This is a genomic window from Flavobacterium erigeronis (genome assembly GCF_054075165.1).
Genome location: NZ_JBSKGP010000003.1, coordinates 84829 through 105572 on the forward strand (window position 1 = coordinate 84829; position 20744 = coordinate 105572).

Consider the following 20744-nt stretch of genomic DNA (forward strand, 5'->3'; position numbering starts at 1 on the left):
GAAGAAACAAAAATCTAGAATATAAAAACTCTGCACCTTTGTCACTTTGCCACTTTGTATCTCTTAGCAACTTAGAAGCTTAAAAAAAATCACTCTTTCCCTCCTAAAAGACTTTCTTGCCAATCTTTTAATTCTTTCCATTTTCCTTGATAAGCCATTGATGCTTGTCTAGCCCAAGTACTTGGATTATGGATCGCATAATTTTCACCTCCAGCATCTAAAATAGATTGCAATTTTTCTGTAGAAGCCTCGGAAAGCTCATACCATGTTTTAATTCCAGCTTCATTAAACAAAGCTTCTATTTTTGGTCCGATTCCTTCTACTATTTTTAAATCATTTTCTTTTATTTTTCTTCCTAGCGCACTTGTAGCCAATTCACTGTCAAAAAGAAAAACAGGAGCGGCTGTAGATGCAAAAGATTGAGCTGATGCATTAACTTTTGCAGCAAGATCTGCTTCTAAAGTAGCAATTCTAGCATTTAAGTTTTTAGTGTTAGCTCTGCAGGCATCCAAATCTGCTTGAAGTGAAGCTGTTAGTGAATCATCATTTTTTGAGTTCATTTTCCCTAGTAAGTAGCCTAAAATTCCACAGATTAGCCCACTAGTATTGGTATTAAAATACAAGGTATATTCATGATTATATGTTTTGAAATTAATTATTTAATTGTAATGACAGTTCTTCTGTTGGAAGCTTTACCTTCCTCAGTTTGATTATCTCCAATAGGTTCATCTGGACCTTTAGACATGGTCTCAATTCTTTCTGCACTAATTCCGTTTTTAGAGAGATAATTTTTAGAAAACTCAGCTCTTTTTTGCGCCAAAACGATATTAGAATCCCGATTTCCAACATTATCTGAATGCCCCACAGCCACAACAGTGGCATCTTTTACATGCTCCGCATATTTAGCAATATCAGCAACTTTCTTTTTATCGGCGTCGCTTAATGTTTGGCGTGACTGATTAGTATTAAAGTGCAGAATTAACGGATCGGCATTTATTTTCTCTTTTAGCAAGCTCCATTCATCAGTTGTCGTCGAAGTGGAATCTATGGTTTCGAAGGCATAATCTGCTGGCCCGATTAGTGTATCGGCACTCATTTTCCACTTATCTATTATTTCGCCTTTTGTCGTAAATTGATTTTCAGCCAAGCCATTCGATACAAAATAATTCTTAACGTCATTTGCCCTAGCAAGACCTAGATTTTCAAAAGAAGTAGAATTGGTTTCGTCAGATGTTGCATAACCAGTTATGGTTATTTTCTGTTTCGGATTCGACGCTAAAAAGGCTTTTAGCTTTTCGATTCCAGTTGTTAAAGAATCACTTACAGGCACTATAAGTTTAGCGCTGTTTTTAAGGAATTTTAAATTATCGCTGGTACGATATTCAATACCTTGACCATTTAATACAAACGGAACATCAGGCTCTTCGACAGTAGTAGAAACTGTTTTTGGAGTATCATCCGTTACTGTTTTTTCGCAGCAGTTGCAGCAGAATTTTTGGTACAAAAAGGTGCCTAAAATAATGGTTATTGCAATGCCTAATAGATAGAGTGTTTTTTTAGACATAATTTAGGTTTTAATTCCATCAAATTTAGCAAAAAAAGAAAAGCTAATTATTTAATAATCAGATCATTGAAAATTTATTATTTTCATAGCTTTTTTAAAAGTAAGATTAGGATTACTTTTTAAATTAACACTTTAGCTAGCAAATAGATTTAAATTATGATAAACTTTTAAATCGCTAAATTGACTAACTTGCAGTAAATTTGAAATAAAGAAAGAAAAATGGTCGAAATTGAAAGAAAATTTTTGGTAAAATCAGAAGAATTCAAGAATCTGGCTTTTACTCAAAACAAGATCGCTCAAGGATATTTGAGTTCTGCACCTGAGCGTACGGTTAGAGTCAGAATCAAAGGGCATAAAGGCTATTTAACTATAAAAGGAATAAGCCATAGCGGCGGTATGTCCCGTTTTGAATGGGAAAATGAAATTCCGCTTGATGAAGCGCAAGAACTTTTAAAATTATGCGAAAAAGGCAAAATTGAAAAAACGCGTTACGAAGTGAAATCTGGAAATCATGTAATTGAAGTTGATGAATTTTACGGCGAAAACGAAGGTTTGGTAATGGCTGAAATAGAATTAAATTCTGAAGATGAAGTCTTTGAAAAACCGGATTGGCTTGGCGAAGAAGTAACGAACGATGAAAGATATTACAATGCTTATTTAAGCAAAAATCCTTATAAAGACTGGCAAAAATAAAATGACAGAATCTAAATATGACCTTATTATTGTAGGTGGCGGGCCAATTGGTCTTGCTTGTGCAATAGAAGCCGAAAAGAAAAAATTAAACTATTTGATTATAGAAAAAGGAGCGATCGTTAATAGTATTTTTAACTATCCATTATATATGACCTTTTTCTCGACTGCAGAAAGATTAGAAATAGGCGAAATTCCGTTTAACTGTTTGGCGCCAAAACCTGGACGTCAGGAAGCTTTGGAATATTATCGAAATATTCACCGTTATTTTAAATTCAATATTAATCTGTTTGAAAAAGTTCTTGATGTTCAGAAGAATAATGGAATTTTCAAAATCAAAACTGATAAACAAAATTACCAATCTAAGAATGTTGTTATTGCTACCGGCTTTTATGATATTCCGATTGAAATGAATGTTTTAGGCGAAAATCTTCCAAAAGTTCGCCATTATTACAAAGAAGCACACGAGTATGCTTTTAGAAAAGTTTTGGTTGTGGGAGCTAATAATTCTTCTGTAGATGCAGCTTTAGAATGTTGGAGAAAAGGAGCAGAGGTGACAATGGTGATTCGCAAGAACGAAATTAACAGCCGTGTAAAATATTGGGTAAAACCAGATATCGAAAATAGAATTGCTGAAGGAAGCATTAAAGCTTATTTTGAGTCGAATATTACTGAAATTCGGGAAAATGAAGTAGAAATTCAGACGCCAAACGGTAAAATTACAATTGAAAATGATTTTGTTTTAGCTTTGACTGGCTATAAACCAGATTTAAATTTTCTTCAAAATATTGGAATACAGCTTTCTGAAGATGAATTAAAAATTCCTGTCTATAATCCGGAAACTATGGAAACCAATGTTGAAGGTTTATTTCTTGCCGGTGTAGTTTGCGGCGGAATGCAGACGCATAAATGGTTTATCGAAAACTCGAGAATCCATGCTACTATGATAGTAGATCATATTACGGCTAAATAGTTTATTTGCTACGAATTATGGCAATCTATATGTTTTTTATAGCCAAAAATTACACAAATTTCCGCTAATTTTTTAAAGATCGCTAAAATAAATTTGTGCTAATTTGTGTAATTTGTGGCAAAAAAAATTAAGAAGTATGATACTGCCGCGCACTATTTAATTAGTGTAATTCGTGTAATTCGTGGCAAGCAAAAAGCATTAAGAACTGCAAGACAGCATAGAACAGCCGACTTTTGTTCTTGCCCAATCTGGACGTTTTGCAAACCATTTTTGAGAGTCAGGCTGCTCGTCGTATGGATTTTTTAAAAGTTGAAATAATTCATCTACTAAAGTATAATCTTCTTTATCTGCGGCATCTATAGCTAATTGCGCCATATAATTTCGCAACACATATTTTGGGTTTATTTTATTCATTTTTTCCGAACGCTCTTCATCAGATAACGATTCGGCATTTAATCTTTTCAAATAAACTGTGAACCACTTTTGCCAAGCTTCCAGAATATTTTCTTTTATTTCTTCTGGAATATAAAATGCATTTTCTATTTTTTCGAAGGCTTGTTCTACAGAATCTTCTTTTTTTATCAGACTTAAATTTCTAAAAAATATAGTCATATCAGTTTCCGACAACTTCAAAATTTCTTCTAAACCCTTAATGATTTTATCGTCAGCTTCACTTGAAGTGAATATTCCTAATTTACTTAAAAACATTATTTTATAATCAGATTCAAATTCTGTAATAAATGAATCTAGGATTTTTTCCAAAGGTGCAGCTTCATTAATCAGCGGATAAAGTGCATTCGCTAATTGGAACAAATTCCATTGCGCCACTTGAGGCTGATTTCCGAAACGATATCTTCTGTTTTGGCTGTCAGTTGTATTGGGCGTCCAATCTGGATCATAGTTTTCCAGCCAACCGTACGGGCCATAATCAATCGTGATTCCATGAATCGACATATTATCGGTATTCATTACGCCATGAACAAATCCGACGCGTTGCCAGTGCAGAATCATTTCGCGAGTTGTATCGGCAACTTTTTGAAAGAATTGTAAATATTGTTCTTTTGGCTCGCCTTTTATTTCAGGAAAATAATGCTGGATGGTAAATTCTACAAACTGTTTCAGGTTTTTCAGCTCATTTCTAGCCGTTAACATTTCATAACTTCCAAAACGAATAAACGAAGGGGCAACACGACAGACCACGGCTCCCTTTTCATAAGCGGGATTTCCGTTATACAAAATATCTCTTAAAACTTGATCTCCAGAAAGAGCAAGCGAAAGTGATCGGGTAGTGGGAACTCCAAGATAATGCATGGCTTCTGCGCACAAATATTCTCGTATAGATGAACGTAAAACAGCCAAACCGTCTGCAGTTCTAGAGTATGGAGTTTTACCAGCTCCTTTTAATTGCAGTGTGTAAAACTGTCCATTATTTTCAACTTCCGTTAAATTAATGGCACGTCCGTCTCCCAATTGTCCCGCCCAGTTTCCAAATTGATGTCCCGCATAACACATGGCGTACGGCTGTGTCTCTGGGAGAATTTCTTTTCCAGAAACAACATTCAAAAATTCTTCTGATTGAATTTCCTCTTTAGAAACCCCAACCAATTCAGCAACTTCTTCAGAGGCATGAATTAATTTCGGATTAGATGGCTTTGTTGGATTTACATACGAAAACAGCGTATTCTTAACCTGACGAACTTCGTTTGTCAAGTCTGGATCTGCTGGTAATTCGGCAGTAAAACGATTTTTTATTTTTAGATTTTTCATTTTTTTTAGTTTTTTAGCTGCTAGTCCTTAGTCCTTAGATTTTAGTTCATCATTTGCTAGATTTTCTTGGTGCTTGCTCAGCTATTTTTTCGCAAAAGATGAAAAAACTAAGCACTAAGGACTATGAACTAAGGACTATTTCACCAATTTATCGGCATACATTTTTTTTAGTTTTTGAATTTTCGGATCGATTACAAGTTGGCAATATTGTGCGTCTTTATTTTCATTATAATAATTTTGATGGTCTTCTTCGGCTTTGTAAAAAACTTCAAAAGGTTTTAATTCCGTTACAATTGGATCTGGATAGGCAGGCGCGACTTCTTCAAATACTTTTTCTGCTATTTCTTTTTGTTCCTCATCATGATAGAGAACAATAGAACGATATTGTGTTCCGCTGTCAGCGCCTTGACGGTTTAAAGTTGTCGGATCATGACTTGTCATAAAGATAAGAATTAAGTCATGATATGAAATTATGTCAGGGTTAAAAGCTACTTGAATCACTTCGGCATGTCCTGTTCTTCCTGTGCGCACTTCGCGATATGGTGGATTCTTTATAAATCCGCCAGCAAATCCCGATTGTATTGATTCTACACCTTTTAAACGCTGAATTACCGCTTCTATACACCAAAAACATCCGCCACCAAAGGTAGCTATTGATATGTTCTTCATAAATTATGCTTTCTTTTACTTTACAATGCCTATTAATTCGATAGGATATTATGATAATTTATTAAAAAAAAAGTTCTTTTAACTAAAAATACCAAACAGTATTCTAGTGTTTGAAGTTTAGTATTGATAAATTCGCAATTTTATAAAAAAGACTATATATTTGCAGTCAAACACAAGGCACAACTAATGGATAGCAAAAATAGTACCATGACACTGGAAACTTATTTTCAGGAATTTAGAAAGAATATTGTCGGTATAAACCAAGAATTTACTTCGCCGTATGGCAGAAAATCAATAATTTACACAGACTGGACTGCCAGCGGAAGATTGTATCGTCCGATTGAGGAAAAGCTGCTAAATGAGTTTGGTCCTTTTGTCGCCAATACGCATACTGAAACGACTGTATCTGGTACGGCTATGACAAAAGCATACCATCATGCAAGACATATTATCAAGCGTCATGTAAATGCAAATAACGATGATGTTTTGATTACTGATGGAACTGGAATGACGGGAGTTATTAATAAATTCCAACGTATTTTGGGATTAAAAGTTCCAGAAAACTTAAAGAGCTTTACGAATGTTCCTGCTGAGAAAAAACCAATTGTTTTTATTTCTCACATGGAGCACCATTCTAATCAGACTTCTTGGTTGGAGACGATTGCAGATGTGGAGATTATTCCGTCTTGCGAGAAAGGGCTTTTTAATTTAGAAAATCTTGAAGTTTTATTAGAAAAATATAAAGATCGAACGATAAAAATTGCTTCTATTACAGGGTGTTCAAATGTTACTGGTTTGAGAATTCCATTTCATGAAGCTGCAAAATTGATGCATCAGTACAATGGTGTTTGTTTTGTAGATTTTGCGTGTTCAGGACCTTATGTAGAAATTGACATGCACCCAGCAGATCCAGAAGCATATTTGGATGCTATTTTTATGTCTCCACATAAATTTTTAGGCGGGCCTGGAACTTCTGGCGTTTTGATTTTTAATAAAAAATTATACAATAATATGATTCCGGATTGTCCGGGCGGAGGAACGGTAAGCTGGACAAATCCGTGGGGCGAGCATAAATATATTGATAATATTGAGGATCGTGAAGATGGAGGAACTCCTGGTTTTCTTCAGGTTATTAAAACGGCCTTGGCTATTGAACTGAAAGAGGAAATGGGGATTGAAAACATCATGGAACGTGAGCATGAAATTGTTGATTATGTGTTTTCTGAATTGGAGCCTGTTGAAAATATAAAAATCTTAGCAGGACAGCATAAAGAGCGTCTTGGTGTGGTTTCGTTTTTTATTGATGATCTTCATTTTAACCTTGGTGTTAAAATTTTAAATGATCGTTTTGGAATCCAAACTAGGGGCGGATGCAGTTGCGCGGGTACTTACGGTCATTATTTATTGCACGTAGATCAGGAAACTTCTAATAAATTGGTTAACGAAATTACGATTGGCGATTTAATCAAAAAACCGGGATGGATTAGAATGTCGATTCACCCAACTACTACGGATGAAGAAATTGCTTTTGTTTGTAAGAGCATAAAAGAATTGGCAGCGAACCATAAAACGTGGGCATTGGATTATTCTTATGACAAAATGCAGAATGAGTTTATTCATAAAGATGCGACTTCGTTTGAGGATGAATTGGTAGAAGGGTGGTTTAAGTCTTAATATTCTTTTTAACGCAAAGCACGCTAAGGAATTTTATAAAGCTTGTGTTTGTTTTTGTGTTGAAAATAAGTTCGCAAAGCTGGGATAGCTAAACCCTACAGGTTTTTAAAGCCTGTAGGGTTTATTTTTTATATTTTTTGTCTGGCTAACGCAATTGCCAATTGGAACGCCCTTCGACTTCGCTCAGGGTGACATAGCTTTGATTGATATTTTTTTCTTAAATTTTATTAATTAACGTAGAACTTTGACTTTTTTTAACGCAAAGAACGCTAAGGAATTTTATAAAGCTTGTGTTTGTTTTTGGGTTGAATAAGTTCGCAAAGCTGGATTGGTTAAACCCTACAAGTTTTTAAAGCCTGTAGGGTTTATTTTTTATATTTTTTGTCTGGCTAACGCAATTGCCAATTGGAACGCCCTTCGACTTCGCTCAGGGTGACATAGCTTTGATCGATATTTTTTTCTTAAATTTTATTAATTAACGTAGAACTGTGACTTTTTTTTAACGCAAAGGACGCTAAGGAATTTTATGAAGCTTGTGTTTGTTTTTGTGTTGAATAAGTTCGCAAAGCTGGATTGGTTAAACCCGGCTGGTTTAATGTTGACGCCTTTTGTCTGGCTGAGCGGAGTCGAAGCCTACGTGTCAATTGGAATGCCCTTCGACTTCGCTCAGGGTGACATAAAACTTATATTTTTAAGATCTGTAACTTTTTTTAACGCAAAGAGCGCTAAGGAATTTTATAAAGCTTGTGTTTGTTTTTGTGTTGAATAAGTTCGCAAAGCTGAAACAGTTAAACCCGACAGGTTTTTGAAACCTGTCGGGTTTTGTCGTTTAATAGATATGTTTTTTTTTATTTATGTTTCTTTTGAAAAATATACTTGTGGTATAGCCCCGATAGGAGCGGTATCCTTTTATGCTGGGGTTCAGCATAAAAGATATAGCGGATAGCGGGACTGATGTTCTTGAAATAACGAAAATTTCTGCTGCTAAAAAATTACATAATTAATCGAACTCCGCCAAGATCGGAAACGCGATAGGAAAATCTATTTCCTGGAGAGCCGATAAACATAAAGTTTTTAGGGATTTTCCATTTTTGAGAGAGTTCATCGATAATTTCTGGGCCGAAAACGCCTTCGACTTCAATGTATTCTATATCGAGCTTGTCGTAGGCGCGATCTAAAACTTCTAAATCTTTTTTTAGCGCTTCGTTGTCTATAGGATCTTTTTTGACATAAACAATTTTCAATTTCTTGGTTGTTTCATTGGCTTCAACATACTGCAAAACTTTGTTCAAAATGGTAATGTCGTCTCCTTTGGTAAAGAAAACAAACTCCTGAGAATTAATTTTCGAACTTAAACTTTCAAGATAGCGATTACTCAGCACCACCATTTTTCGCAGTGGCTGGTAAAAATATTCTAAAGCTTCAATTAATAATCGTATTAAAGCGACACGATTGAGCATAATGCCAACAAATAGTAGGGCTGGAATCATATACTGCAAAAAGGTGTAAAACGAATTGATATTCAATATCATATTTCCGAAAAACGCTGCAATTACAAAAGCTACGGCTGCAACAACTGCAATGCCTCTTGCGCGTTCAGGTCTTGGAAGTTTTTTGCGTTTGTATTTTAAAAGCAGATTTCCAATTCCGAACAGCGCCATTACTGCTAGGAAAGAAAAAGTATAAACTCCTGCCAACGATTCTAAATGTCCATTGGTAGCGAAAAGTACAGAAAGACAAAGTATTAAGAAGCTTATAACGATTCTATAATGCGAACCTCTTTTATTTTGTTTCAGAAAATAATTCGGCAAAATTCTATCTAATGTCATTCGGTTTAAAAGTCCTGAAACACCGACAAAGGAGGTTAAAACTGCTCCACAAAGTACCATAACGGCATCTATAGAGATAAGCCAGGCGAGCCATGAGCCGCCAGTCGTTTCTCCTAAGTGTGCTAGAAGCGATTCTTTGTTTGCGCCAACTTCTGTTAACGGAATTACACTAATTAACAAGATAGCAATAACGGGATTAAAGAAGCTTACAATTCCCCACATGTTGCGAAGTGTTTTAGGAAAAACACCATGTTCTTGTTCTTCGACAAAATTGGCGGAGCTTTCAAAACCTGATATTCCTAACATGGCTGCAGAAAAACCAAGAAAAAGTGCTGTTCTGATGCTTCCTGAAGCTATTGGAGTCTGCCAATTAATATGAAAAGTTTCTAATCCGCTATTTAAAACGAACCAAGCTGATGCTAAAACGAGCAATGTCAAAGTTCCAATATGGGTCAAAAAGATAACCACTGCTACAAATGCAGATTCTCCAATTCCTAAAATCGCCAAACCTGTAAACAAAACTAAAACAATGACTGTAGCAATGGTCACATTCAAACCTTCGAAAATTCCGTGCAGATAATGCATACCTTCGGAGGCAGAAATTACAGCGGTTGCCATATAGGATAGTACTGTAAGGGTCGCTGCCAGAGATGCCAGACGTTTTGTAGAAGTATTCAGCAAAACATTGTAAGCGCCTCCATTTAAAGGAATTGCTCCAACGACTTCTGCATAAATTTTTCTGAAGAGAAATAATACAACGGCGACAATTAAAAGGGAAATCCAGGCGTATTGTCCTGCGTATAAAATGGTTAAAGCCGAAACATACAGGCAGGAAGAACTAATATCGTTTCCGCAGATCGCGGTTGCCTGTAATTGATTTAATTTTTTGTGTACGATTTCTTTCATAAGCATTTAGAATTAATACTTTTAATACTGAAGCAACAAAATAATTATAATCGGTAAGAAGGCAGATATTGAATTTAAGTCTAAGATATACTTTGCGTATATCCAGATTTATTTGGCATTCTGAAATTGTTTAAGCGCTAATAGCGCTTGTGTCTGTACTTTTTTCTGAAAAAATCCTGTCCAGCCTAACAAATAACCAGTAAGTCCAAAGGCTTGTTTGGACCATTTCCAAACATCGAAATTGTCGGTGTGTTTGATAATTAGTCCGTCTTGAAAGATAAATTCCGCCGAAATTTTATTGACAACTTTTCTATTTGTCTTGCTAAAATTATAAGTGGCAGTCCACTTTGCGCTACCGGTAGAAGCATCGGCTTTTACATCTGAGAATTCAATTTTTAAATTGCCTTTGCTTTTTAAAAGAAGCATTTCCCACATTTTAGAAACCTGTTCTTCTTTTAATAAACCAAAAGCTGGATCAATAAAATGAACTTTCGGATGATAGCACTCGCTCATTGTTTTGGCGTCTGCATTCGCGAAAGCGGTATAGAATTTTGTAATCAAGGTTTCATTTGCATTCATAAAAAAATATTTATGTTAAATATAAGATTTATTATATTAAATAATCATTATAAAACACTAATTTCTTTAGCGGTGTCAAATGTTTTTTTTGATTTGTCAAATGCTGTTGAGAAATATTTGACTTTACTGTAAGCTGTAAAATGCCCAGTAAGATTTCCTGATATATCTGGCCCGCCAGCAATAATAAATCTTACGGCATAAATGTCACTCTTTTTAAGTTTGAGCCATTCTGCTGGTGTAAAATAGTAGTAAGCAGTTGTTTTACCGTCTGCAGATTCTTTTACATTTTTGTCTGTGCAGGCAATAACATCGGCATTTGTCAAATCGACGTAAACACCGCCAGCAATTTTTGCTTTGTCGCTTGCAGTAGAAATGGTTAATTTTAAAATACCACCTTTTTCTGTTTTCGCTATTTGAACATTAATTTCCCCAGAGTAAGCATATTTATCACAGATGAAAGTATATTCTTGTGTCGCAGGATATGGTGCAGATCCCTTTACGCTAATAGTTTGCTGTGCTGAAGCAAATGTTGAAACAAATAATAAAAGAAAAAGTGGTAGTTTAAAATTCATAGGTATCTTAATTTATTGATCGGCTAATTTGGCATCAAATTTTTCATCCCAATCCATAGATTTTATGGCCGAAATGAGATTGTCTTCATTTACAAAAATACGCAATTCTTTATTGGCTACTTTTTTGGTATACAATGCGTGATAGCGGTAAATGACTTCTTGTTTGGTTTTGTAAACTCCGTCTAATTTTAAATCTATAAAACTTCCATAATACTGTCTAAATCTTTGGCAGGTCTTGGTTAAACGCTCTTCTGTAGTGTTTTCCATAACCGATTTAGTAACTTCCGTTTCGTTAAAAGGTTTAAATTTTGAAGTGTTACAAGTTTCGAGAACTCTCTTTCCTAAATCATACGCTTTTCGCTGCTGATTTGCATCTATTTCTGCTCCAGAAACTTTTTTAATTTTTAAATCTTCTGTATCTCTGCTTACTGTTTTCGATTTACATCCAATTAATAACAACAAACATATAATCAATCCTGCTTTCTTCATAACTATTTAAGTAATTTTTAATAATAAGTTTGGATCGGGACAATTTTCGATATAAAAGTTTAGGTCTTTTGTATTGCAGACACCTGGATAATCTCCCCAGTAATCACCAATATTATGGATAATCTGAAAATGGACGTGAGGTGCGTAATCGCCATTTACTGAGGCATTTCCGAGAGTCGCAATTTTTTCGCCTTTCTTAAAATGGTCTCCGATCGTTAAGTTTTCTATACTTTCTAACGACAAATGTCCGTATAAAGTATAAAATTTTTCATTTTCTACTTTGTGTTCCAATATAATTGTCGGGCCATAATCGCCCAAACCAATATTGTTTTTAAAACTATGAACTGTTCCGTCAAGTGCGGCAAGCACAGCAGTTCCGGCTTCTGCCCATAAATCTAAACCAATGTGAATATTGCGTTCTGGTTTTGAAGCATCCAAAAAAATCGGGCTTCTTTGATATAAAAATCGGCCTTCAATATAACCGCCAAAGGCCACTTTAGCGTTTTTTTCTTTAAGAAAATTCGAAATGTACTTTTCAAAATCTTCTGAAGTATCCAATTTCTGATTGGCTAATTCTTGATTTGAAACCGATAAATTTAACGGCGTATATTCAGAAATAGTAATTGAGGAGTCAATAACTTTAGCAGGTGGTAAGGCATTTAAGATGGAGGCAAGGGGTTTCATAAAATTAAGCAACTTTATTAATAATTATTAATTCATTATGTAGTTCAATTCGGGGAAGCATTTTTGTTTGGAATAATTTCGGATTCACTTCTGCAACATATTTTCTATTTCGAACATTATGCGCTTCGTCTAGGATCATAGTATTAAATAGAACAAAACCATCATCATTTAAGATCGTGCAGACTCTATCGACAAAAAACTTTTCAAACAGAAAGTTTGGCATGTGCGTGTCTTCAAAAATATCTATAATTATAAGGTCGTATTTTTCTTTTGTTTTAAGGACAAATTCAAATGCATCATCAATAACTACTTCTAATTGCTTGATTTGATTAAGATTAAAATATTGATTGGCGATCTGAATCATATCGGGATCAATTTCAACTCCCGTTATTTTTTCTTTGTACGCAATCTCATCTACTAATGTTTTTACGACGCTTCCGCCGGCAACTCCCAATAAAAGAATGTGTTCCATTCCTAAAATTTTATCGTAACCAATATTCCGAAGTCCGTACCTTAATATACGCTGCAGACTTCCGTACGAATAATTTGTGTTTTCAGTATCCAATACTAATTCGCCATTTGCCCAAGTGACTTCGATCGTTTTGCTTCTGGCCGATTTTTTCTTAAATATTTTTATTGGAATTATATAACTGAAAAATTTTCGAATCATTTTTTATGCTTTTACTCAAATTTACCATTAAATCTTTTATTTTGCACGAAATATTGAACCTTTAATGAAAAAACTATTATACAAATTCATATTTTTTAAGCTAATGGGCTGGAAAATAGTGGGAATCGAAAATGCGGAAGTTAAAAAATGTATTCTAATGGTGATGCCTCATACGAGTAATCATGATTTTTATATCGGACTTTTCACTCGCGGAATTTCGGGACTTCAAATGAATTGGGTCGGAAAGAAAGAATTGTTTCGATTTCCGTTTGGATATTATTTTAGAAATGTTGGAGGAGAACCTTTAGACCGTTCTGGCGGATTAAATAAAGTAGATTCAATTGCGGCAATTTTTGATCGAAAAGAAATCTTTCGTTTAGCTGTTGCTCCAGAAGGAACACGAAAAAAAGTAAACGAATTAAAAACCGGATTTTATTTTATAGCGCTTAAAGCGAAAGTGCCAATTGTTCCCGTAGCTTTTGATTGGGGTAAGAAAGAAGTCAATCTCGGCGAACCATTTTATCCGACTGGAAATTATGAGGCCGATTTCGAGATTTTGAAGAAACATTATAAAGGAATAGTAGGCAAAATTCCAGAAAATGGAGTTAAACTCTAATTTCTGAGATTTTTTGCAAACGCGCGAGAATCGCATATTTGAAAATTTTCTGAACCAAGAGTCAAATATGCGCTAATTTTTGCATCACGGAGAATAAGCTTTAAAAGTTCCATTTTTGTAAAACAAGACAATTTTTTCAATTTCATCATCTTCCAAATCAAAATTTACATTTTTTGGAGTTGATGATTTTTTTGTTTCTGATTTTTCTTCTTTTTCATTTTTCTCAAAAGTTGAGAATAAATTTTGATCTGAATTTTGAATTGGCAAAATAGGAGCAGAAGGTTTAGATATTTCTACATTTTCTTGCTCATTAGTTTTTGGAAAATTTCCTCTTCCAATTAAAATCCAATAAAGATCTACATCGGGAAAAACTTCTAAAATTTTCATTACAAAATCTAAACTCGGCTTGTTTCTGCCCGATAGGAGATGAGACATACTAGAGCGCTGCACACCAATTTTATCGGCAAAAGCAGAAGCATTCAAACCATAATAATCTAATACAGTTTCAAGCCTTTTTACAAAATCATCTATGTTTACCATTGTGAATTCTTGTTTTTCATTATCTCATTTACAAATGTAAACAAAAAGATAAACTACTGCAATAGTATTGTTGTGTTTTTAATACTGGGTGGGTTTTATGTTAAATTTAAAATTGAATTAGATTACGCTAATGAATTGAAATTTATATGTTTATAAAGCTGTACATATTCTAATTCATTGTATTGAAATAAGTTGTATCAAATAGTAACAAATTGTTCCAAATATTGTTTACAATTCTAAATTCTCAAATTTTTTAATAGTTTACAATTGTAAAAATAAAGATGTTTACTTTTGTAAACTAATCGAAATGCAATGAATTTAGAACAGTTATTTACACAATACAAAGAACAGTCTATCTCTGGAAGATATCTTACTTTAGATCATATTAAACCTCTTTTAGACAAACTAAACACCAATGGTCAAGTACAGATTATTGGAACATCTGTTTTAGGAGAACCTATATATAGTTACCAAATTGGAACAGGAAAAACACGCGCGTACTTATGGTCGCAAATGCACGGTAACGAAAGCACTACTACAAAAGCTCTATTCGATTTTATTAATTTATTGAATGATGATACTGATTTAGCTAAGCAAATGCTAAATACCTTCACTTTTTTATGTATTCCGATACTTAATCCAGACGGAGCAAGGCTTTATACCCGAGCAAACGCGAATGAAGTAGACTTAAATCGTGATTCGCAAGACTTGACACAGCCAGAAAGTAAAGTTTTGCGCGAAGTATTTGAGCAATTCAAACCTGATTTCTGCTTTAATCTTCATGATCAGCGTACTATTTTTGGAGCTGGTACAACTGGAAAACCTGCAACAGTTTCTTTTCTAGCGCCTTCTTATAATGAGGAAAGGGAAGTAAACGATAACAGATTAAAAGCCATAAATATCATTGCAGGCATCAATGAAGAGCTTCAAAAATACATTCCAGGGCAAGTCGGACGCTTTGATGACTCCTTTAACATTAATTGTATAGGAGACACTTTTCAATTTTTAGGAGTTCCAACTATATTATTTGAGGCAGGACACTTTCCAGACGACTATGAGCGCGAAATTACTAGGAAATTCATATTTTTCTCGTTAATTTTAAGCTTTAAATTGATTTCCGAAAACGATTTAGTTGATAATAGATTTGGTGAATATTTGAATATTTCACAAAATAATGTCGTTTTTTATGATTTTATGTATAAAAATGTCAAAATAAATTATGATGGTATCGAAATTATTACGAATTTTGTCGCACAATACAAAGAAGAATTAATCGAAAATAAGATTCATTTTAATGCCTACATCGCAGAAGTAGGTGAATTGGAAAATTATTTTGGACATTACGAATACGATGCAAAAGGCGCAGAATATTCGGACGATTTCCAAAATCTTCCAAAAACGGGTCAGAAGGCAGATTTTTATTTAAATAAAAATGTTAAATTTGTTAACGGATTAATAAAAAGTTAATTTTTATGTGAATTTGTTGTTTTTTATATATAATTTTATACTTTGTAATAGCAATTAGTAATATTAATTAAACAATTATGAGTAAATTTCGTTTAGATGAAGTAGATCACCAGATTTTAGATATGTTAATAGACAATACGAGAGTTCCGTTTACTGACATTGCAAAAAAACTATTGATATCTGCTGGTACAGTACACGTTAGAGTTAAAAAGATGGAGGATGCCGGTATTATCATGGGATCTTCATTAGCCTTAGATTACGATAAATTAGGTTATTCATTTATTGCTTATGTAGGGGTTTTTCTTAATAATACATCTCAAACTAAATTTGTATTAGAGCGAATCAATCAAATTCCATTCGTTACTGTAGCTTCTGTAACGACAGGAAAATTCAACATCTTTTGCAAAATTAGAGCAAAAGACACTAAACACGCGAAAGAAGTTATCTTTATGATTGACGATATCGATGGTGTTTACAGAACAGAAACAATGATTTCATTAGAGGAAAGTATAAACGATAAGAAGCGTTTGATGCATACTATTTTCAAAAATATGTAAGAACTTTTCTTGAATGCTATATTAAAATATAACCTCAAGTTTATTCTTGGGGTTTTTTTATGACTAATTAACCAACCAACTATAACACAATTATGTATACGTTGCCGAAAATTGAGCGTTTTAATCAAGACGTTCTCTCAAAATACCACATTTATAATAGTGTTTTTATAACATTACCATTTGATTCTATAGATAATACGGGAGTTTTACTTCCTTTATTTACAGAAACTTGCGAAACAGGCTTTAAAAAACAGGAAACACCAAAAGAAATCGTTGATTTCTTCTCAAATAAATTCTTAAATAATACCTCTGAAGAAGAAAAAATCGATCTTATGTTTCGATTCATTCAATATATCGAACGCCAGATTGTATTATTTGATGCTATTGAAGACGCTGCTTTTCCTGAGGTTAACAACATGGAAGGACGCGGATCTCTTCGTGACATTAAAGAGAAATCTGATGCTAAAGAGAAAGATGAAGAATTAAGCGAATTCTTAGAAAACTTCAATGTGCGAACAGTTTTAACAGCGCACCCAACTCAGTTTTATCCTGGTCCGGTTTTAGGAATTATAAACGATTTGACAGAAGCAATTCGTCAAAATGATTTGCTGCAGATTAAGCAATTATTGGCTCAGTTAGGTAAAACTCCCTTTATTCAGAAAGAAAAACCAAATCCTTACGACGAAGCAGTAAGTTTAATTTGGTATCTGGAAAATGTATTTTATGCTACGGCTGGAGAAATTGTACATTATCTGCAAAAAAATATTATGGATGGAAATCCAATCCAGAATCAATTAATTAAACTTGGTTTCTGGCCAGGAGGTGACCGTGACGGGAATCCTTTTGTAACTACAGATATTACGCTTAAAGTTGCAGATCGTTTGCGTACTTCAATTTTGAAGTGCTATTATGTGGAAATGAGAAATCTAAAACGTAAGCTAACTTTCTCAGGTGTAGATACTTTAGTATCTGAACTTGAACATAAACTTTACCGTTCTGTATTTTATTCTAAAGGAGATATTTTCATCACTTTAGAAGAATTATTAACGCAATTAAACAAAGTTCGTACTATAATTATTGAAAAACATCAATCTTTATATTTGGACGAATTGGAAGCGCTTTTGGTAAAAATCAACTTATTCGGATTCCATTTTGCGTCTTTAGATATTCGTCAGAATAGTAAAATTCATAATGTAGTTTTCAAGGATGTTGTAAATTATTATTTGAATTCTGGTTCTGATATTTTTCCTAAAAATTATTTCGAATTAACAGAAGATGAAAAAATCAATGTTTTATCGAAAGTTAAAGGAAATCTTGACCCAAGCAATTTTGAAAACGAAATTACCAGATATACGTTAGAATCTGTACACGCTATTAAAACTATTCAGGAGAATAATGGTGAAGAAGGAGCAAACCGTTATATTATCAGTAACAACGAAAGTGCGCTGAATGTAATGGAGACTTTCGCTATGATCCGTTTAAATAACTGGGAAAAACCTACTGTAGACATTATTCCACTTTTTGAATCTGTAGACGATTTGCAAAATGCTCACGCTGTTATGGAGCAATTGTACACGAATCCAGAATATGCAAAACATCTTAAATCGAGAGGAAACAAGCAGACTATTATGCTTGGATTCTCAGATGGAACTAAAGATGGTGGATATTTAATGGCAAACTGGAGTATTTATCAGGCTAAAATTTCGCTGACAAAAATTTCTAGAGAATACGGAGTTAAAGTTATTTTCTTTGATGGACGTGGTGGACCTCCGGCTCGTGGCGGTGGAAAAACACATAAATTCTACGCTTCTTTAGGACCAAAAATTGAGAACAACGAAATTCAGATCACAGTTCAAGGTCAGACAATTAGCTCTAATTTCGGAACTTTAGACTCTTGCCGTTACAACATCGAAAACTTATTAAGTGCTGGTGTTACCAACCAAGTATTTAGCAAAGAGAAAAACGAGCTGACTGCTGATGAAACTCAGATTCTGACAGATTTAGCAAATTTAGGCTATGAGAAATATTTGAGTTTTAAAAATCATCCGAAATTCATTCCGTACTTAGAAAAAATGAGTACGCTAAAATATTATTCTAAAACAAACATTGGAAGCCGTCCTTCTAAAAGAAGTAAATCTGAATCTTTAGACTTTGCTGATTTAAGAGCCATTCCGTTTGTGGGTTCATGGAGTCAGCTAAAACAAAACGTTCCTGGATTCTTTGGAGTAGGTTCTGCTTTGAAACATTTTGAAGAAAATGGACAATGGGACAAGGTAAGTGATTTGTACCACAATTCATTGTTTTTCAAAACCTTACTTGAAAACAGTATGATGTCATTGGCAAAATCATTCTTGCCGTTGACAGCTTATATGAGAAAAGATCCTGAGTTCGGCGAATTCTGGCAGATTATTTATGACGAATTCTCAGAAACAAAACGTCTTTTATTGAAAATTGCTGGACACAAAACTTTAATGGAAAATTATCCAGACGGTATTGCTTCAATTCAGATTAGAGAGCGCATTGTTTTACCATTGTTAACCATTCAGCAATATGCTTTATTGAGAATCAATGAGTTGAACAAAGAAGAAGTTCCAAATGAAGAATTGGTGAAAGTATATGAAAAGATTGTAACTAGATCTTTATTCGGAAATACTAACGCAAGTAGAAATTCAGCTTAAAACAGCATAAATGAGAGCAGCAGAATTATTAGAAAATGAATATTCAGGGCATTTTGGCAATTATGTCAAAGCGGCCGGCGACGGAATTTTAATTGAAGAATTAGAAATTTCGCTTCATGAATTTATCCGATTTGTTCAAAATATTCCGATGGATAAATTTGACTATCGTTACGCGGAAGGGAAATGGACAATAAAAGATATTATTCAGCATGTTATAGATACGGAACGAATTTTTGCTTATCGCGCTTTGCGTTTTTCTAGAAACGACCAAACACCTTTGCCAAGTTTTGAAGAGAATGATTATGCAGAGAACACCGATTCAAACAAAAGAAGTATTCAAGATTTATTGACTGAACTTTCAGCTGTAAGACATTCAACTTTACTGTTTTACAAAAGCTTATCTCAAGAACAACTTAAGAGAATTGGAACTGCATCAAACAATCCGATTTCAGTTCGCGCTTTAGGTTTTGTTATGATAGGACATCAGAGACATCATCAAAAAGTTTTTGAAGAGAGGTATTTGTAATGCTAAATAAAAATAGTTTTACTAGGCACCACATTTATGTGGTGCTTTTTTTTGGCTTATTTTAATACAAATAAAATTTTTTAGGATTTAGCAAAATTTTTTAAATATATAATATTGCTTGTAAGATTAAGATTATTTAATATTTATTAATTAAAACTAAAATTTTATGAAAAAATTATTTTTATTTATTATTGGCCTTTTAATGGTATCGTGTAGTGAAGAAAGTATTGAAAAAAATGACACGCATGTAACTGATCATGAAAGTGCAAAACTTTGTACAGCAATCGATCCTATTCCTACAGACCCAACTGCAAGGGTTTCATTTAAAGGGACTTATTGGGACTCAGGAGAAACAATTAAAATTAAATTTCTTAATGGTAATGCATTTCTTCAAGGTAAAGTAAAACAGTTTGCAGAAGAATGGATTTATTATGCACATTTAAATTTCGAATGGGTTGCTTCGAATCAGCCAGCCGATATTAAGATTGCATTTAAATGGATGGGAGATAGAGGATCGTGGTCAACTAGAGGAACTGAGTGTCGTAAAATTGCTCAGGGCCAACCTTCAATGAATTTTGGCTGGTTTGATTCGAATACTTCTGACACTGAATTTAGCAGAACTGTACTACATGAATTTGGCCATGCACTGGGGTTAGGGCATGAACACCAAAATCCTGCTTTTCAAGTTCAATGGAATGCTACTGCGGTTTATAATGAATTTGCTTTACAAGGTTGGAATAAACAAATGGTAGATTCTAACATTTTAAATAAGTATTCTGTTAAAGATGTAGATTATACTTCATTTGACAAAAGTTCAATAATGCTTTATTATTTTCCGTCTTATCTTACTTTGAATAACTTCGTTTTTCCAATGAATACCGTCTTATCTATTGGAGACGAATCAGCAGTACAAACGATTTATCCGTACAATCTTAAACAAAAAATTTTACAACGAAATGAAATTTTAGATAGTAATAAATCATTGATATCTTTCAATAAAAGATATAAACTTACTATGTTAACTGATGGTAATTTAGTAATATACGATCTTTTAGATGGGGGGCAAAAAACAATTTGGAGTAGTAAAACAGCTGGTAATTCAGGAGCAAAAGCAATAATGCAAGAAGATGGAAATTTTGTAATTTATAATAAAAATAATAAGCAAATTTGGAGTACAGGAACTGCAGGAAATCCTACGTCAGTTTTGCAATTACAAGAAGATGGAGAACTAATAATATATACTAATGTACTTGTTTGGAGTTCAAAATCTGGCAAGTCTTAACCTATATATTAT

20 protein-coding genes are annotated in these 20744 nt (G+C 33.7%); 9 read left to right on the forward strand and 11 right to left on the reverse strand.

Annotated elements, in window-relative coordinates:
• Positions 1-89: 89 nt before the first annotated feature.
• Positions 90-560, reverse strand: coding sequence for a hypothetical protein (locus ACWA1F_RS06910; protein ID WP_456892749.1), 471 nt, complete (start codon positions 558-560; stop codon positions 90-92).
• Positions 561-655: 95 nt separating this feature from the next.
• Positions 656-1564 carry an OmpA family protein gene (locus ACWA1F_RS06915; protein ID WP_456892751.1) on the reverse strand — a complete coding sequence of 303 codons (909 nt, stop codon included), beginning with the start codon at positions 1562-1564 and terminating at the stop codon, positions 656-658.
• A 219-nt stretch (positions 1565-1783) separates the two neighbouring features.
• Between ACWA1F_RS06915 and ACWA1F_RS06920 the strand changes: the two genes are divergently transcribed.
• Positions 1784-2257, forward strand: coding sequence for a CYTH domain-containing protein (locus ACWA1F_RS06920; protein WP_456892753.1), 474 nt, complete (start codon positions 1784-1786; stop codon positions 2255-2257).
• A 1-nt stretch (position 2258) separates the two neighbouring features.
• Complete coding sequence (locus ACWA1F_RS06925; RefSeq protein WP_456892755.1) at positions 2259-3227, forward strand: YpdA family putative bacillithiol disulfide reductase; 969 nt, start codon at positions 2259-2261, stop codon at positions 3225-3227.
• Positions 3228-3425: 198 nt separating this feature from the next.
• On the opposite strand, the gene ACWA1F_RS06930 is transcribed toward ACWA1F_RS06925, so the two are convergent.
• A complete protein-coding gene (locus ACWA1F_RS06930) occupies positions 3426-4994 on the reverse strand; it encodes a protein adenylyltransferase SelO (RefSeq protein WP_456892757.1) in 1569 nt (522 codons plus the stop codon).
• Between the two features lie 135 nt (positions 4995-5129).
• Positions 5130-5663 (reverse strand): peptide-methionine (S)-S-oxide reductase MsrA, encoded by a 534-nt coding sequence (gene msrA / locus ACWA1F_RS06935; protein ID WP_456892759.1) that lies wholly within the window; start codon positions 5661-5663, stop codon positions 5130-5132.
• Between the two features lie 186 nt (positions 5664-5849).
• Between msrA and ACWA1F_RS06940 the strand changes: the two genes are divergently transcribed.
• Positions 5850-7337 carry an aminotransferase class V-fold PLP-dependent enzyme gene (locus ACWA1F_RS06940; RefSeq protein ID WP_456892761.1) on the forward strand — a complete coding sequence of 496 codons (1488 nt, stop codon included), beginning with the start codon at positions 5850-5852 and terminating at the stop codon, positions 7335-7337.
• 992 nt (positions 7338-8329) lie between these two features.
• Here the strand turns inward: ACWA1F_RS06940 and ACWA1F_RS06945 are convergent.
• The 6 genes from ACWA1F_RS06945 to ACWA1F_RS06970 all read right to left on the reverse strand — a co-directional run bounded on the left by ACWA1F_RS06945 (position 8330) and on the right by ACWA1F_RS06970 (position 13066).
• Positions 8330-10072 carry an APC family permease gene (locus tag ACWA1F_RS06945; protein WP_456892763.1) on the reverse strand — a complete coding sequence of 581 codons (1743 nt, stop codon included), beginning with the start codon at positions 10070-10072 and terminating at the stop codon, positions 8330-8332.
• A 108-nt stretch (positions 10073-10180) separates the two neighbouring features.
• The gene (locus tag ACWA1F_RS06950) at positions 10181-10651 is read right to left on the reverse strand and encodes a nuclear transport factor 2 family protein (protein WP_456892765.1); all 471 of its coding nucleotides are present in this window, start codon (positions 10649-10651) and stop codon (positions 10181-10183) included.
• Positions 10652-10698: 47 nt separating this feature from the next.
• On the reverse strand, positions 10699-11223 hold the full coding sequence (locus tag ACWA1F_RS06955) for a hypothetical protein (RefSeq protein ID WP_306154995.1): 525 nt from the start codon (positions 11221-11223) through the stop codon (positions 10699-10701).
• Between the two features lie 12 nt (positions 11224-11235).
• A complete protein-coding gene (locus ACWA1F_RS06960; RefSeq protein ID WP_306154997.1) occupies positions 11236-11712 on the reverse strand; it encodes a hypothetical protein in 477 nt (158 codons plus the stop codon).
• Positions 11713-11718: 6 nt separating this feature from the next.
• On the reverse strand, positions 11719-12396 hold the full coding sequence (locus tag ACWA1F_RS06965; RefSeq protein ID WP_456892768.1) for a peptidoglycan DD-metalloendopeptidase family protein: 678 nt from the start codon (positions 12394-12396) through the stop codon (positions 11719-11721).
• Positions 12397-12400: 4 nt separating this feature from the next.
• The gene (locus ACWA1F_RS06970; protein WP_456892770.1) at positions 12401-13066 is read right to left on the reverse strand and encodes a spermidine synthase; all 666 of its coding nucleotides are present in this window, start codon (positions 13064-13066) and stop codon (positions 12401-12403) included.
• A 64-nt stretch (positions 13067-13130) separates the two neighbouring features.
• Here ACWA1F_RS06970 and ACWA1F_RS06975 point away from each other — a divergent pair, with 64 nt between their 5' ends.
• Complete coding sequence (locus ACWA1F_RS06975; protein ID WP_456892772.1) at positions 13131-13682, forward strand: 1-acyl-sn-glycerol-3-phosphate acyltransferase; 552 nt, start codon at positions 13131-13133, stop codon at positions 13680-13682.
• 84 nt (positions 13683-13766) lie between these two features.
• On the opposite strand, the gene ACWA1F_RS06980 is transcribed toward ACWA1F_RS06975, so the two are convergent.
• Positions 13767-14222: a helix-turn-helix domain-containing protein gene (locus tag ACWA1F_RS06980; RefSeq protein ID WP_456892774.1), complete on the reverse strand. Its 456-nt coding sequence runs from the start codon at positions 14220-14222 to the stop codon at positions 13767-13769.
• 312 nt (positions 14223-14534) lie between these two features.
• On the opposite strand from ACWA1F_RS06980, the gene ACWA1F_RS06985 reads away from it, so the two are divergent.
• From ACWA1F_RS06985 to ACWA1F_RS07005, 5 genes are all read left to right on the forward strand, one after another.
• Positions 14535-15689 carry a M14 family metallopeptidase gene (locus ACWA1F_RS06985; protein WP_456892776.1) on the forward strand — a complete coding sequence of 385 codons (1155 nt, stop codon included), beginning with the start codon at positions 14535-14537 and terminating at the stop codon, positions 15687-15689.
• A 77-nt stretch (positions 15690-15766) separates the two neighbouring features.
• Entirely contained in the window at positions 15767-16246 is a 480-nt protein-coding gene (locus ACWA1F_RS06990; RefSeq protein WP_008468989.1) for an Lrp/AsnC family transcriptional regulator, read from the forward strand.
• 92 nt (positions 16247-16338) lie between these two features.
• On the forward strand, positions 16339-18924 hold the full coding sequence (locus ACWA1F_RS06995; protein WP_456892779.1) for a phosphoenolpyruvate carboxylase: 2586 nt from the start codon (positions 16339-16341) through the stop codon (positions 18922-18924).
• A 10-nt stretch (positions 18925-18934) separates the two neighbouring features.
• Entirely contained in the window at positions 18935-19450 is a 516-nt protein-coding gene (locus ACWA1F_RS07000; protein WP_456892781.1) for a DinB family protein, read from the forward strand.
• A gap of 166 nt (positions 19451-19616) precedes the next feature.
• Positions 19617-20732: a matrixin family metalloprotease gene (locus ACWA1F_RS07005; RefSeq protein WP_456892783.1), complete on the forward strand. Its 1116-nt coding sequence runs from the start codon at positions 19617-19619 to the stop codon at positions 20730-20732.
• Positions 20733-20744: the final 12 nt, after the last annotated feature.

Excerpts from the sequence above, each read along its gene's own strand:
- ACWA1F_RS06910 (WP_456892749.1), bottom strand. The coding sequence starts at position 560 with ATGAACTCAAAAAATGATGATTCACTAACAGCTTCACTTCAAGCAGAT.
- ACWA1F_RS06915 (WP_456892751.1), bottom strand. The coding sequence starts at position 1,564 with ATGTCTAAAAAAACACTCTATCTATTAGGCATTGCAATAACCATTATT.
- ACWA1F_RS06920 (WP_456892753.1), top strand. The coding sequence starts at position 1,784 with ATGGTCGAAATTGAAAGAAAATTTTTGGTAAAATCAGAAGAATTCAAG.
- ACWA1F_RS06925 (WP_456892755.1), top strand. The coding sequence starts at position 2,259 with ATGACAGAATCTAAATATGACCTTATTATTGTAGGTGGCGGGCCAATT.
- ACWA1F_RS06930 (WP_456892757.1), bottom strand. The coding sequence starts at position 4,994 with ATGAAAAATCTAAAAATAAAAAATCGTTTTACTGCCGAATTACCAGCA.
- msrA (WP_456892759.1), bottom strand. The coding sequence starts at position 5,663 with ATGAAGAACATATCAATAGCTACCTTTGGTGGCGGATGTTTTTGGTGT.
- ACWA1F_RS06940 (WP_456892761.1), top strand. The coding sequence starts at position 5,850 with ATGGATAGCAAAAATAGTACCATGACACTGGAAACTTATTTTCAGGAA.
- ACWA1F_RS06945 (WP_456892763.1), bottom strand. The coding sequence starts at position 10,072 with ATGAAAGAAATCGTACACAAAAAATTAAATCAATTACAGGCAACCGCG.
- ACWA1F_RS06950 (WP_456892765.1), bottom strand. The coding sequence starts at position 10,651 with ATGAATGCAAATGAAACCTTGATTACAAAATTCTATACCGCTTTCGCG.
- ACWA1F_RS06955 (WP_306154995.1), bottom strand. The coding sequence starts at position 11,223 with ATGAATTTTAAACTACCACTTTTTCTTTTATTATTTGTTTCAACATTT.
- ACWA1F_RS06960 (WP_306154997.1), bottom strand. The coding sequence starts at position 11,712 with ATGAAGAAAGCAGGATTGATTATATGTTTGTTGTTATTAATTGGATGT.
- ACWA1F_RS06965 (WP_456892768.1), bottom strand. The coding sequence starts at position 12,396 with ATGAAACCCCTTGCCTCCATCTTAAATGCCTTACCACCTGCTAAAGTT.
- ACWA1F_RS06970 (WP_456892770.1), bottom strand. The coding sequence starts at position 13,066 with ATGATTCGAAAATTTTTCAGTTATATAATTCCAATAAAAATATTTAAG.
- ACWA1F_RS06975 (WP_456892772.1), top strand. The coding sequence starts at position 13,131 with ATGAAAAAACTATTATACAAATTCATATTTTTTAAGCTAATGGGCTGG.
- ACWA1F_RS06980 (WP_456892774.1), bottom strand. The coding sequence starts at position 14,222 with ATGGTAAACATAGATGATTTTGTAAAAAGGCTTGAAACTGTATTAGAT.
- ACWA1F_RS06985 (WP_456892776.1), top strand. The coding sequence starts at position 14,535 with ATGAATTTAGAACAGTTATTTACACAATACAAAGAACAGTCTATCTCT.
- ACWA1F_RS06990 (WP_008468989.1), top strand. The coding sequence starts at position 15,767 with ATGAGTAAATTTCGTTTAGATGAAGTAGATCACCAGATTTTAGATATG.
- ACWA1F_RS06995 (WP_456892779.1), top strand. The coding sequence starts at position 16,339 with ATGTATACGTTGCCGAAAATTGAGCGTTTTAATCAAGACGTTCTCTCA.
- ACWA1F_RS07000 (WP_456892781.1), top strand. The coding sequence starts at position 18,935 with ATGAGAGCAGCAGAATTATTAGAAAATGAATATTCAGGGCATTTTGGC.
- ACWA1F_RS07005 (WP_456892783.1), top strand. The coding sequence starts at position 19,617 with ATGAAAAAATTATTTTTATTTATTATTGGCCTTTTAATGGTATCGTGT.